Raw genomic sequence first — 13,791 nt, forward strand, 5'->3', positions numbered from 1 at the left:
AAAGATAACTACATTATAGCATTATCTCATGAAATATGAATATAGAAATCAATAACTAAATGTACCAACCGCCATTAACTTTTTGAACAGTTCCAGTTACACTTTGCGCCATTGGATGATACAAATATGCACATGTGTAAGCGACTTCTTCTGGTGCAACCATTCGCTGCTGCGGCAAGTCATTAATGATTTCTGCACGTTCGCTTTCTGACCATTCATCTGCCATGTTGCCACTCACAAAACCAGGTGCCACAGCATTTACTGTAATGTTTGTCAGCGAAAGCTCTTGACTAAGTGCTTTTACAAAACCGATTTGTGCTGCTTTCATTGTTGAATAAACAACTTCCATGCTTGCACCAGTTTCTCCCCAAATTGAAGAGATAACAATGATTCTGCCGTTGTTGCTTCTTCTCAACTGATTAATAAAACCTCTAGTAAGTTGAATCAAACTTTTAACGTTGATGCGGTAACAATGATCTACCAACGTATCATCCATATCTTGTACCATTCCATATAAACTTTGTCCAGCTGCATAAATTAAACAATCTAGATTTTGAACAAACTCAAAATGCTGCATAATGTCTGAAGTATTTTGCGCTAAATCACACTGCACAAAAGAAACTTTTTGATGCGCATACTTTTGTTTTAACATAGTTATATCAGAACGGTTGTAATGAATAATAACTTCGTAACCCTCTTCTAACAATCGATCTACGATTGCAGAACCTATTGAACCTGAACCGCCGATAACAAGAGCTTTCATTACTTTTTAATCTCCAAACGACTATCTGTAATTTGATTAAAGTTCAAGCTTTTTTGAGAAGCATCATTGATGCTATCTAAAGTTATACTATCTACAATATCTAGCATATTAAACAAGCTGACACCTTCAAAATACAGTTTTGTATATTGGTTTGCAATATATTCAGGTGAGTTTAGACTTGAAATAAATTCACCAATGAATTGTTTTTTCAATAATTCAAAGGCTTCTTCGTCTTCTAAATTCCCGACCTTACTTTTTAATTCATCTAAAAGTAATTGTTTTAATTGAGATGGATCTGGAGTCGAACTTGTAATTAAAGAAAAACTATATGTAGGTTCCATCACAAATTGATATCCAAATGTATCGTCAATCAAATCATCATTTAATAACTTTTGATAGAAATCTGTTTCTTCTCCTAAAACCATTTCAAAAAAGAAAGTCATTTCTAAATCACGTTTCATAAACATTTCTTTAGAGCCTTCAGGAGGTATATTTTTAAATCCTAACATTAATCGAGGAATTTGGATGTTCATTTCCTCAAGGATTGTTTCTTGCTGTACTTCATTAGGTTCTACAAGTGGATCACGTACAATTTCAGGTTGATCGCTTAATTCACGTTTTGCTTCGTGCTCACTTACCAGATTATTTATTTTTTCTGGATCCACATCTCCAACTACAAACATAACCATATTAGATGGATGATAGAAAGTTTTATAGCACAAATATAAATCGTCTTTTGTAATGTTATAAATACTTTCTACGCTGCCTGCAATATCAACACGTACAGGGTGTTCTGAATACATTGCACGTAAAGTATTAAACATTAATTTATATCCAGGTTGTTCTTGGTACATTTTAATTTCTTCAGCAATAATACCCTTTTCTTTTTCAACTGTTGCTTCAGTGAAATAAGGTGTCTCTACCATATTCATCAGACGAAGAATATTTTTCTCAACATTAGAAGTTGCACTGAATAAGTAACTTGTACGGTCGAAACTTGTAAATGCATTAACTTGCGCATTATCCTCAGCAAACTCAGTGAATAAGTCTCCTTCTTCTTTTTCGAACAATTTATGTTCTAAAAAGTGTGCTACACCATCAGGAACAGTTACGAATTCATTATTTCCAAGTGGTTTGAACTTATGGTCGAGAGAACCAAATTGCGTAGTATATGTTACAAAGGTTTTTTGAAAACCTTTTTTAGGAATGATAAATAGTTTTAAACCATTATCCATTTGGCTTTCATAAACAGTTTCGTCTATTAACTCATAGTATTGTTTGTTCACTCTGCTTCATCCTCCTTCGTCAATACATAAACCGTATCTAGGATGGCACGTTGCGTTAAATTAATAATATCTTCTTTAGTTACTTCATGAATCTTTTGACCATAATTACCATTTGTTAAATCTTCAGGTAATAAAATTTGATTATGTGCAATTTCGACCATACTTTTTGGACGATCTTGTGATTCATTACGTTGAGATATTAAGATTTTTTTAGCAAGTTCCAATTTTTCTTCTGTAAATTCTCCATTTTGGAATTTTTTAAATTCATCAATGATTGTTTCTTTTGCTAATTCATATTTTTCAACAGCGACACCGCTAAGAACGAACATATAACCATTCTTTCCATCTATTTGCGAATGGATAGAGTAAGTTAAGCTTTGTTTTTCACGCACTTCATTAAATAGTACAGAAGATGGGTCTCCGCCAAACATAGTGTTAAAAACAACAAACGTATAATAATCAGGGCGGCCATAATATGTAGGGAATCTAAATCCAATGTTTAATTTTGCTTGGTCTAAATCATCATATTCAATAATTGTTTGTGGTAATTCATTCTCAGAATGTTGGGCTTGAATTACATGAGAAACTTGTGTAAGCGGTTGAATATTGAACATATTCTTTATTTTTTCAGTGACAATATTTGTATCAACATTCCCAACTACATAAACTGCACAGTCATCATTTTCAAGCATGGATTGATATGTATGATATAACGATTCAGGCGTTACTTTCGGTATGTTTTCGCTTAATCCTGATGCTAAATAACTGTATGGTTGATTACCAAACATATTCTCCATTAATTTTAAGAATGCCAGTTGTGATTTATTATCATTGACCGCTTCCAATTTTTTCTTCAATAATGTTTTTTCTTGTTGAACAAATGTTTCATTAAACTTGCCATCCTCAACAATCGGATTATAAATAATCTCTTTCAACAACGCTAGTCCTTCATCAAATAACGGGTCTTTATGTTTAAGATATCTCTCATTTACAAGTTCTAATGTAAGTGTAATAACATGCTTGTCTTTAAATTTTGTTACGAAACTATTTACATAAGCACCATATAGTTCAGATAACTTACGATTAAATGCTTTATCTGTCGGCCACTTTTTAGTCGCTCTTACTAAAAGCTTACTTAATAAAGAGCGTGACGTCATAGTCTCTTCATCTAAAGGCGCCATAAATTTAAATGTCACCAAAGTGGTTTTAAACTTATCTGTCGGCATAACTTTGATTCGTGGTTCTTTTTTAGATTCTAATTGTTTGTTCAAACTTTCCACCTCTTTTATTCGGGTTCTGTTTCTCGAACTGTTTTGAATTTAACGACTTCACTCTTGAAGTAATTAAATGAAAACAGAATCGGACGATGATCAGCATCATAATGAATTTGTTTTAATAACATTAATGCTTCATTAGGTGCAGCTTCTAAAGCTTCAGATACTCTCGGCTCATAACTGACAGATTCAATTTCAGTTTCTGAGTAAGCAATCGTAATATCAGCATTTTCTTTAATGGCAGTCAGAATGGATTCATCATGTGCTTGAAAAGCTGCACATGTTAAATAATCAGTTGCCACTTTATCTAAACAATAAACGACCGGACGACCATTCGCTGTACGAATACGTTCAATTAATGTGACAAACTCGCCTTCTTTTAAATTCAGAGCTTTACGATCAAATCTTGTAGAAGGCTGCTGATCTAAATTCATAAAAATAGTTCCAGCTTGGTAGCCCTCTTTTTCAATCATTTTGCCAATGCTAAGCAATTTATCCAAAGGATAAAAGAAAGGCTGTGATTCTTTAACAGTTGCTTGTGCTTCAAAACTTTGTGTCAATACTTGTTCTGTAATCAATTCATCAATTGCATCGTACACATCATCTGTTTTAGCATTTACCTCTCGTGCAATGAATAATGTACTAGGAACCGGGTCGCCCGGTTGCAAAGTACCATCGTCAATAGCGTTTAAGATCCATTCTTTGATTCTGTATATAGAGTTTGTATTTGTCATCTTTACACCTCACCATTATCTAAATCTACTAATACTTGTCTAGGTTTGCTTCCTCTTTGCGGACCGATTACATTGTTGTTTTCTAAATCATCCATTAATCGTGATGCTCTGTTATAGCCAATTCTAAATTGTCTTTGCAATAAAGATGTACTTGCTTTTTGTTTTTCAATTACAAACATATAAGCTTCTTCATATAAAGGATCTTCGCTTTGAGCATCAGCTTTATCAGTTGGCGCATCAGGTTCCATCTCTTTTACGTAATTAGCTTTTTGCTGCTCAACTACGTAATTCACGATATTTTGTACTTCTTCGTCACTTAAGAAAGCGCCTTGAATTCGCGTTTGTATTGAACCACCATTACCGAAATACAGCATATCTCCTTTACCTAAGAGTTTTTCAGCACCGCCTCTATCAATAATTGTTCTAGAGTCAGTTTGTGAACTTACTGCAAAAGCAATTCTTGATGGAATATTATTTTTAATCAATCCAGTAATAACATCTACTGACGGACGTTGTGTGGCGATGATTAAATGAATACCTGCTGCACGCGCCATTTGTGTAATACGTTGAATCGCATTTTCTACATCTTTCCCGGCTACCATCATTAAGTCTGCTAACTCATCTACGATAACGACAATATATGGAAGTTCAGATTGTTTTTCTTCTAATTCTTCATTTTGTCGTTTCAAGTATTTATTGTAGCCTTCAATATTTCTTGTTCCAGTGTGTTGGAATAAATCATAACGACGTTCCATCTCAGCCACAATTTTTTCTAAAGCTTGAGAAGCTTTATGCGGATTAGTAACCACTGGAATTAATAAATGTGGAATACCGTTATATACATTTAATTCTACCATTTTAGGGTCAATTAGCATTAATTTAACCTCATGAGGCTTCGCATTTAATAAAATACTCGCAATAATACCATTGATACAAACGGATTTACCACTGCCTGTTGAACCTGCCACAAGTAAATGCGGCATTTTATTTAATTCAACACTTATTGGGTCGCCTGATATATCTCTACCCAAACCTACCTCTAATTTATTCTTAGAAGGGAATTTTTCTTCTAATACTTCTTTTAATGATACTAATGAGATTTTATCATTCGGTACTTCAATACCTACAGCTGAGCGTCCTGGTATTGGTGCTTCAATACGAACATCTTTTGCAGCAAGTGCTAGCGCAATATCATTATGCAAGTTAACAATTTTGCTGACTTTCACGCCTTGGGCAGGTTGAACTTCATATTGTGTAACAGCTGGTCCTATTTTAATTTGTGTCACTTTCGCATCAACATTGAAGTTTTTCAAAGTTGTTTCTAATAAACGGCCTTTCTTTTGTACTTCCGCTCTAGAAGTCGTTTTTTGTTTAGCTGGTGTATTTAAAAGTGTTAATGGCGGTAATTTATACGCAGCATTTTCTACTTCTCCTGCATCTGAAATAGAACCCATATCTTCTTTAGATGTTTCTTCAGGTACATCCTCAACTAATTGTCGTTTTGGTCGTTTGCGCGGTGATTCAGTCATCACATTTTGTGAAGCTTCTTCTTGATCATTTCCTTGTTGTTTCAATTGTTTTTCTTTGTCATTATGCCCATAAATTGGGATAGCACTATCTGCTTTTTCTGATTCAGGAATTGGAATTTCAGTGAAATCACTGACATCCTTAACTTCTTCTTGCTGTGCTTTTGCAGCTTCTCGCTCTTGTCTTTCAAGTTCTTTTTCTTCTTTTCGTCTTCGTTTCTCTTCTGCACGTTCTGCTTGGCGCTCTTTACGCTCTTTTCTATGTATCGCTGCAGATTGGCTTCCAGTTTTTAATTTTTCTAAGAAAACTTTGGCTACATCACGATGGCGTTGTTTATTTAAGAGAATAATACTGGAAATAAATAAAATAATTGTAAAGACAACTACACCAACAATAGATACAAGCGGGATAGATAAGTGAACTAAATAATAACCAATCACCCCACCACCGAAGTTTGGAAAATGTGTTTTATCATATTGGCGATACACATATGATAAAACAGGTTCTCTATCACCTGCAGCACCTTTAGTAAATACTAAGTATAACTGCGCCGCAAATAATAATGCGAATTGCAATACAATTGATCCAGTTAATCGGCGTGTCTTTGGTAATTTACCGTTATACGCAAGAAATCCTGATGCTAATATCACCAGAATATAAGTTAAATATCTGCTATATCCAAAAAGGTAATTGAAAAATGAATCAATCACTCTGCCAATAATACCTAATTGGAAGGCACCCAGAACGACTAAGACTACAGTGATAATCGCCGCAATATAACGCAAAGGCGCTTCATTTTGTTGCTTTTTAGAAGATTTCTTCTTAGCAGTTGTCTTTTTCTTCGTGCTTGTCGTTCTCTTTTTTCTTTGTGCCAAAACATACACCTTCTTTTCAATATATAATTACGTGTGCTTCTATGTATTTTTAATGAGTAAGACTTTTTAAAATGTTGTTATAGTCTTGTCATTAAGTATTTTCAATCTATAATACTATCCTTCTATTTTAACATTTATAGCAAAATACGTGCTACTTTCTTAATAATTAAAATACAATAAATAATATGAAATGCTATGGCACCCCTTTTTGAGGACACCATAGCATTTGTGTATCTTTTTATAGATACGATTTATTGAATTAAACTTCTGAAATGATTGGAATAATCATCGGACGTCTTTTAGTATTCTCAAATAAGAGTTTACTGATTTTATCACGCATGTTCTGTTTAATTTCAGACCATTCGATACGACGTTCTTGCAAACCTTGTTCTACGATTTCACGAACTTTTTCTTCCGCTTCTTTCAACAATTCTTCACTTTCACGTACATATACAAATCCACGTGATTGAATTTCAGGACCTGCTGCGATTCTTCTGTTTTTCGGATCAAGTGTAACAACTGCAATGAAGATACCATCTTCTGCAAGTAAATGACGGTCTCGTAAAACGATGTTTCCTACATCGCCTACACCAATACCATCGATTAACACATTTCCTGATTCTACTTTTTCATTTAAGACCATATCTTCGCCATCATAGTTCAACACATCGCCTTTTTCAGCTAAAAAGATTTTCTCAGGTGCAACACCTGCTTCAGCTGCTAATTTAGCATGTGCAATTTGCATTTTGAACTCGCCTTGGACGGGGATAAAGTATTCTGGCTTCATGATGTTAATCATCATTTTGAGTTCTTCCATGCAACCATGGCTTGAAGCATGTATTTTTTTGCTGTTCGGAATAATATCTGCACCAGCACGTGCTAACTCGTTTAATGTATCACCAATGATAACTTCCATGTTTGCTGAAGCTGTCATTGCTAAAAAGACAGAGTCGCCTGGTTCAATATTCATTATTTTGTGTTTTTGTCTTGCCATTTGGTTTAATGCTTCTACAGGTTCACCTTGCATACCTGTCGCAATAATGACAACTTCATTCTTAGGATAATTTTCAACTTCGTTAATCGGAATCAATAAATCTTTTGGAATATCAAAATATCCCATTTTTCGAGCAATATTAAATGATGATTCTAAAGAACGTCCTAAGAAGGATACTTTACGGTTTAATTTACGTGCAATATTCAATACTTGTTGAATGCGAATAAAATTTGAAGCATAACAAGAAACGATAAGTCTGCCGTTCACTTTTGTAAATGCATCTAACATATGAGATTCAATCACATTTTCTGGTGTGTTGTAACCCGGTTTCTCTGCTTCAGTTGAATCACTGATTAAAGCAAATACACCTTCTTCACCAATTTCTGTCATTTTTTTCAAATCCGGTGCATAGTTGCCATGCAAGCTTTGATCAAATTTAAATTCACCTGTATAAACAATTGCACCATATGAAGTATGGATTGTTACACCTAAGCTGTCTGGAATACTGTGTGTTGTATTGAAGAAAGATACGTTTACATTTTTGAAACGCATGACTGATTCATCATTTACAGTGTAATAACGTACTTTTTTATTGATATTGCGTTCTTTCATATTTTCTTTAACTAACGCAAGCGTTAATTTTGAACCATAAACAGGTGCATCGACTTGTTCTAAAACATAGCTTACCGCACCAATCGCATGTTCATGTCCATGTGTAAGGAAAATACCTTTTAATTTATCTTTATTTTCAATGACATATTGAATATCTGGAATAACAACATCGACACCCAGCATTTCATCTTCTGGGAACATCAATCCTGCATCCAGCATAAACATTTCATCGTCTACTTCGACGATATACATATTTTTCGCAATTTCACCCACGCCGCCAAGCGGGATGATGCGAATATCATTATTCTTTTTCTTTACTAAATTCAAAATGTTACCTCCTATTTATAATTCCCCGACCATATAAGTATTCATATTACATTATAGGTTAAATCGAACGCATTGTACACTACTTCACACGGGAACTGAAGGCAACTGTTATGTATATAGAAAAAACCAGAAATGTTTTCCTAATTTAAAAGGTAACATTCTGGTTTTACTTTATTAATCTTCTTTATTTAACAACGCACGGTGAGAAGCATTCACTCTGCCTTTGTCATCAATTTCAGTGACTTTGACTTCAATTGTATCTCCCAATTTCAATACATCTTCAACTTTATTAATACGTTGATTTGCAATTTGAGAAATATGCAATAAAGCATCTTTACCTGGGAAAAGTTCTACAAAAGTACCATATTTTTCAATACGTCTTACTTTCGCATTGTAAACTTGTCCAACTTCAGCTTCACGTGTAATATCTTCAATGATTTCACGTGCACGGTTAATCATATCTTGGTCTACAGCACCGATAAAGATTGTACCGTCTTGCTCGATATCCAATTTAACACCTGTCTCATCAATGATTTCATTGATTTTCTTACCGCCAGGTCCAATAACATCTCTGATTTTTTCAGGTTTGATTGTCATTGTTTCAACTTTAGGTGCATAAGCACTCAATTCAGGACGTGGTTGATCAATTGTTTCAAGCATATGATTCAAGATTGTTAAACGTCCTACACGTGCTTGTTCTAAAGCTTCTTCAATAATTTCGCGTGTTAAACCATCAATTTTAATATCCATTTGAATGGCTGTGATACCTTTTTCAGTACCTGCTACTTTAAAGTCCATATCTCCTAAAGCATCTTCCATACCTTGGATATCCGTTAAGATTGTATAGTTGTCATCACGTGTAACAAGTCCCATTGCAATACCAGCTACTGGTGCTTTAATCGGCACACCAGCATCCATTAATGCAAGCGTAGATCCGCAAATTGATGCTTGAGATGAAGAACCATTAGATTCTAAAACTTCACTTACAATACGCACTGTATATGGGAAGTCTTTAGTATCAGGAATAATATAACGCAATGCACGTTCACCTAAAGCACCATGTCCGATTTCACGACGCCCTGGTGCACGTACTGGACCTGTTTCGCCTACTGAGAAGTTAGGGAAGTTATAGTGATGCATGAAACGTTTTTCTTCTTCTGTTCCTAAACCATCAATCAATTGATATTCACTCATAGCACCTAATGTCAATACAGAAAGAGCTTGTGTTTGACCACGTGTAAATAAACCTGAACCGTGGGCACGAGGTAATAGACCTACTTCAGAATCAAGCGGACGGATTTCATCCGGTTTACGACCATCTGGACGAACTTTTTCATCTGCGATTTGACGGCGGACTTCCTCTTTCACTAAATCATTTAAGATTGAGTTAACTTCTGCGATTACTTCATCATTGTCTGGATTTTCTTCATCTTCAAATTCAGCAACAACTTCATCACGGATTGCATCAATATTTTCTTCGCGTTCTTTTTTATCGAATGTTTGGATTGCATCTTTCAATCCTTTTTCTTCAGTTAAAGCAGTCACTTTCTCTTCTACTTCAGCATTGCGTTCTTTAGGAATGAATTCAGTTTTTTCAGGTTGAAGATAATCAATGATTTCTTGTTGGAAATCAACTAATCGTTTGATTTCTTCATGACCGAAAAAGATAGCGTCTAGCATTTCTTTTTCAGTGATTTCACTTGCGCCTGCTTCAACCATGTTTACAGCATCTCTGTGACCTGCAACTTCTAAATCTAAACGAGAAACTTCTTTTTGTTCTACTGTAGGGTTAATGACATATTCTCCATCAATATATCCAACGTTAACACCTGCAATTGGGCCTTGGAATGGAATATCAGAAACACTCAATGCCATAGATGAGCCAATCATTGCTGCCATTTCAGGTGAGCAATCAGGGTCTGCACTCAATACCATATTAATAATTTGAACGTCATGTCTATAACCTTTAGGGAATAGAGGACGAATTGGTCTGTCGATTAAACGTGCAGTTAATGTTGCTTCATCAGCTGGACGACCCTCGCGTTTTTTAAAGCCTCCAGGAATTTTACCTGCAGCATACATTTTTTCTTCATAGTTCACCATTAATGGGAAGAAATCGCCGTCACGCGGTTCTTTTGATGCAGTCGCTGTAGATAACACAACTGTGTCACCATAACGTACGAGTACCGCACCATTTGCTTGTTTCGCCATCTGTCCTGTTTCTATCGACAATGGTCGGTTGGCCCATTCAGTCTTAAACACTTTCTTTTCTTGAGACATTAGGAATCTCCTTTCTATTACTACCTCTTTTACATTTAATACTTCTATCATATCATTTACTAGCTTAAAATTATATTCCAGTTTTTATCTGCCCTATAAAAAAAGGAAAGAAACCAACGATGGTTCTTTCCTCTAAATGGTATCAGTTTAATTACTTCAAAAGATTAACGACGGATACCTAATGATTTGATTAATTCACGGTAACGTTGAATATCTTTTTTACGTAAGTAGTTTAACAAATGTCTACGACGACCTACCATTTTTAATAAGCCACGACGTGAATGGTGGTCTTTTTTGTGTGTACGTAAGTGTTCGTTTAACGCATTGATTTCAGCAGTTAATACAGCGATTTGTACTTCTGGTGAACCAGTATCAGTTTCGTGCACACGGTATTCTTTAATGATTTCGTCTTTACGTTCTTGTGAAATTGCCATAGTCAATTTCCTCCTTTAATTTTATATAGTCTCCTCAGTCTGAGTGAGGCGTCGGAGTCTCGACCTACCAAGATAGAGGACTGTTTATTTTCAATCTGACTGCAAAACATGCAATCATTCCGACCTAAATATTATATGATACTTCATCACCGAAATCAACAGATAATAAATATTTTGCTTGTTCTTTATCTTTGTTCATTTGTTCGACAAGCGGATCGATACCATCAAATTTAATTTCAGGGCGTAAATAATGATGCCAGAAAACAACAACACGTTCTCCATAAATATCTTCATCAAAATCAAAAATATTCACTTCAATAACTACATGAGATTTTTTTGGATCATGGAATGTCGGTTTCACACCTACATTACAAACACCGCGGTAAATACGTTGTTCTGCACCAATCGCTAAGCTGACAGCATAAACGCCTTTTTTCGGAAGTACGTAATCATCACTCGGTTCAATATTTGCTGTAGGGAATCCGATGGTGCGACCACGTTTCTCTCCTTGAACAACGGTACCTTTAATACGATAGCGATACCCTAATTCTTCATTAGCTTTTTTCAAATTACCTTCTTTTAATGCACGACGAATTTCAGTTGTTGAAATTTTTTCTGAATACATTTCCTGTTTGCTTACCACTGTCGTATTAAAATGTTCTTTCAACTCTTTTAACACTGACATATTGCCTTTCCCATGTTTTCCAAACGTAAAATCAAAGCCTGCAATCACTTCTTTAACATGATTCTCTACAAGATATTGTTCTACAAACTCTTCAATCGAACAATCTGCAAATTTAGAAGTAAAGTTCACAATGATAACATAATCAATATCATAGGCTTCAAGAATCTCTATTTTATCTGATAAAGGTGTCAGATAATCTGTTCTTTTTTGTTTTGGATTCAATACCACTGATGGATGAGGATCAAATGTCATCACTGCTTTTTTCAAGTTTTTCTTTTCAGCGATTTCATTCAGCGCATGAAAAACTTGCGCATGTCCTTTATGCAATCCATCAAAGAAGCCTAATGCCATCGCAACGTCTTCTTTAATATATTGCTCTGGTTGAATTGGATGTGTAATTTCTATCACTTTCATAAGTGTGCCTCTCCTTTAATTAAAAACTTTCTTCGGCTTGATTTCATTTGGTTTTTCAGAATGCGGTATATAAAGTGCTAATGCTTTTTCTGTATCACTATCAACTAATACCGTCACACCTTCAATCGCTTCTGTAAAATCATTTTTATAAAACTTCTGCCCATTTAAAATACGTTTTTTCATCTCTGGATTACTAATACGAATATGAGGTAATCCCTTCAATCCATATTCTATAGGAAATAAGTGTTCCTGTAATGATTCTTGCTTAAAAAGATGATCAACCTCATCTAATTTCAAAGTATCTTTAATTTGGAAACCGCCGCTCTCTATTCGAGTAAGTAAAGACATATGTGCTGGATAATTTAAAACATTTCCAATATCTGTAGCTAGTGTACGAATATAGGTACCTTTGCCACATCGAATCAAGATGTTAAAACTGCAAACACCATCGTGGAATTCAGGCTCTGATGTTCGCTCAATTTCATAAATCATCACTTTTCGTTTCGGTCTTTCAACCGTCTCGTTATTACGTGCATATTCATATAATTTTCGTCCATTTACTTTTACTGATGAATACATAGGCGGAATCTGTTCAATTTCACCTTTAAATGATTGAATTGCTGCATCTATTTCTTGTGTTGATAATTGATCTGGTTCTACATTACGTCTTTCTAATACTTCACCAGTTTGATCTTCAGTTGTTGTACTGTAACCAATCGTGACCTCAGCCTCATAGGCTTTTCCCATATCCATAATATAATCACTTACTTTAGTAGCATTCCCGATACATACAGGTAATACACCATCTACTTCTGGATCCAATGTCCCTGTATGGCCTACTTTTTTAGTATGTAAGATTTTACGTAGTTTAAAGACTACATCGTGGCTTGTAAGTCCACGCTCTTTAAAAACAGGTAAAATACCCTCCATTTTTAACACCTCAAATTTAATTCGTACCGTATCTATTTTACATCAGTTTTATCTTAAGAAATAGTAGAAATAAACAAATTTTAATTTTGTATATTAAAAAACTGCATCTCTCACTTAGAGAAATGCAGTTAGTAAAATTTATGATTTATTAGTCCTTTTTGTGCAAGTCTTGAATCATTTTTTCAATTTTATTTCCGTATTCAATTGAATGATCATATTCAAATTGTAATTCTGGAACGATTCTTAAACGCATTCTTGAACCTAATTCAGATTTAATAAATCCTTTGGCTTTTTCTAATGCTTTAAATGTGTCATCGACTTCTTTCTCATTACCTAATACTGTTAAATAAACTTTAGCCAATGATAAATCGTTAGTGACTTGGACATCTGTAATAGTAATAAATCCGATTCTTGGATCTTTAACTTTGTTATTGATGATGTCCATCAATTCTTTTTTCATTTGTTCACCAACGCGTTCTGCTCTCATTTTACTCATGTATTTCACCTCTTCTAACTTCTGCATTTAACGATTAGCTTCAGTCCAAAATTATAAACTAAAATCGCCCTATTGACAAAGTTTTTCCCTTGAAGAAGTAGTTTTAATCATGACTCAAGACCAAACAAATTGTAAAGATACAGTTAAGCATGTAAAGAAT

The 13,791-nt window shown here is 34.6% G+C and carries 11 protein-coding genes; all 11 read right to left on the minus strand.

Annotated elements, in window-relative coordinates; translation table 11 throughout:
* Window positions 1–55 precede the first annotated feature (55 nt).
* The 11 genes from ymfI to rbfA all read right to left on the minus strand — a co-directional run bounded on the left by ymfI (window position 56) and on the right by rbfA (window position 13,631).
* A complete protein-coding gene (ymfI, locus tag DYE31_RS07870; RefSeq protein ID WP_015900170.1) occupies window positions 56–763 on the minus strand; it encodes an elongation factor P 5-aminopentanone reductase in 708 nt (235 codons plus the stop codon).
* Window positions 763–2,049 (minus strand): EF-P 5-aminopentanol modification-associated protein YfmH, encoded by a 1,287-nt coding sequence (gene yfmH, locus DYE31_RS07875; protein WP_015900169.1) that lies wholly within the window; start codon window positions 2,047–2,049, stop codon window positions 763–765. Before yfmH ends, ymfI begins: the two co-directional genes overlap by 1 nt.
* Window positions 2,046–3,275, minus strand: coding sequence for an EF-P 5-aminopentanol modification-associated protein YfmF (gene yfmF, locus DYE31_RS07880; protein ID WP_050731429.1), 1,230 nt, complete (start codon window positions 3,273–3,275; stop codon window positions 2,046–2,048). The genes yfmH and yfmF overlap by 4 nt, the downstream gene beginning before the upstream one ends.
* A 59-nt stretch (window positions 3,276–3,334) precedes the next feature.
* Window positions 3,335–4,057 carry a GntR family transcriptional regulator gene (locus DYE31_RS07885; RefSeq protein WP_015900167.1) on the minus strand — a complete coding sequence of 241 codons (723 nt, stop codon included), beginning with the start codon at window positions 4,055–4,057 and terminating at the stop codon, window positions 3,335–3,337.
* A 2-nt stretch (window positions 4,058–4,059) separates the two neighbouring features.
* Complete coding sequence (locus tag DYE31_RS07890; protein ID WP_015900166.1) at window positions 4,060–6,459, minus strand: DNA translocase FtsK; 2,400 nt, start codon at window positions 6,457–6,459, stop codon at window positions 4,060–4,062.
* 259 nt (window positions 6,460–6,718) lie between these two features.
* Window positions 6,719–8,392, minus strand: coding sequence for a ribonuclease J2 (gene rnjB, locus DYE31_RS07895; RefSeq protein WP_015900165.1), 1,674 nt, complete (start codon window positions 8,390–8,392; stop codon window positions 6,719–6,721).
* A 174-nt stretch (window positions 8,393–8,566) separates the two neighbouring features.
* Window positions 8,567–10,672, minus strand: a complete 2,106-nt coding sequence (gene pnp, locus DYE31_RS07900; protein WP_015900164.1) for a polyribonucleotide nucleotidyltransferase — start codon at window positions 10,670–10,672, stop codon at window positions 8,567–8,569.
* Window positions 10,673–10,836: 164 nt separating this feature from the next.
* Window positions 10,837–11,106 (minus strand): 30S ribosomal protein S15, encoded by a 270-nt coding sequence (gene rpsO, locus DYE31_RS07905; protein ID WP_015900163.1) that lies wholly within the window; start codon window positions 11,104–11,106, stop codon window positions 10,837–10,839.
* Between the two features lie 124 nt (window positions 11,107–11,230).
* Window positions 11,231–12,205 carry a bifunctional riboflavin kinase/FAD synthetase gene (locus DYE31_RS07910; RefSeq protein ID WP_015900162.1) on the minus strand — a complete coding sequence of 325 codons (975 nt, stop codon included), beginning with the start codon at window positions 12,203–12,205 and terminating at the stop codon, window positions 11,231–11,233.
* A 15-nt stretch (window positions 12,206–12,220) separates the two neighbouring features.
* Window positions 12,221–13,135, minus strand: coding sequence for a tRNA pseudouridine(55) synthase TruB (truB, locus tag DYE31_RS07915; protein WP_015900161.1), 915 nt, complete (start codon window positions 13,133–13,135; stop codon window positions 12,221–12,223).
* A gap of 148 nt (window positions 13,136–13,283) precedes the next feature.
* Window positions 13,284–13,631, minus strand: coding sequence for a 30S ribosome-binding factor RbfA (rbfA, locus tag DYE31_RS07920; RefSeq protein ID WP_015900160.1), 348 nt, complete (start codon window positions 13,629–13,631; stop codon window positions 13,284–13,286).
* Between the last annotated feature and the right edge of the window lie 160 nt (window positions 13,632–13,791).

This window comes from Staphylococcus carnosus, from assembly GCF_900458435.1.
GTDB classification, from domain to species: Bacteria; Bacillota; Bacilli; order Staphylococcales; family Staphylococcaceae; genus Staphylococcus; species Staphylococcus carnosus.

Excerpts from the sequence above, each read along its gene's own strand:
- truB (WP_015900161.1), bottom strand. The coding sequence starts at position 13,135 with ATGGAGGGTATTTTACCTGTTTTTAAAGAGCGTGGACTTACAAGCCAC.
- pnp (WP_015900164.1), bottom strand. The coding sequence starts at position 10,672 with ATGTCTCAAGAAAAGAAAGTGTTTAAGACTGAATGGGCCAACCGACCA.
- rpsO (WP_015900163.1), bottom strand. The coding sequence starts at position 11,106 with ATGGCAATTTCACAAGAACGTAAAGACGAAATCATTAAAGAATACCGT.
- DYE31_RS07910 (WP_015900162.1), bottom strand. The coding sequence starts at position 12,205 with ATGAAAGTGATAGAAATTACACATCCAATTCAACCAGAGCAATATATT.
- rbfA (WP_015900160.1), bottom strand. The coding sequence starts at position 13,631 with ATGAGTAAAATGAGAGCAGAACGCGTTGGTGAACAAATGAAAAAAGAA.
- DYE31_RS07885 (WP_015900167.1), bottom strand. The coding sequence starts at position 4,057 with ATGACAAATACAAACTCTATATACAGAATCAAAGAATGGATCTTAAAC.
- yfmF (WP_050731429.1), bottom strand. The coding sequence starts at position 3,275 with ATGCCGACAGATAAGTTTAAAACCACTTTGGTGACATTTAAATTTATG.
- ymfI (WP_015900170.1), bottom strand. The coding sequence starts at position 763 with ATGAAAGCTCTTGTTATCGGCGGTTCAGGTTCAATAGGTTCTGCAATC.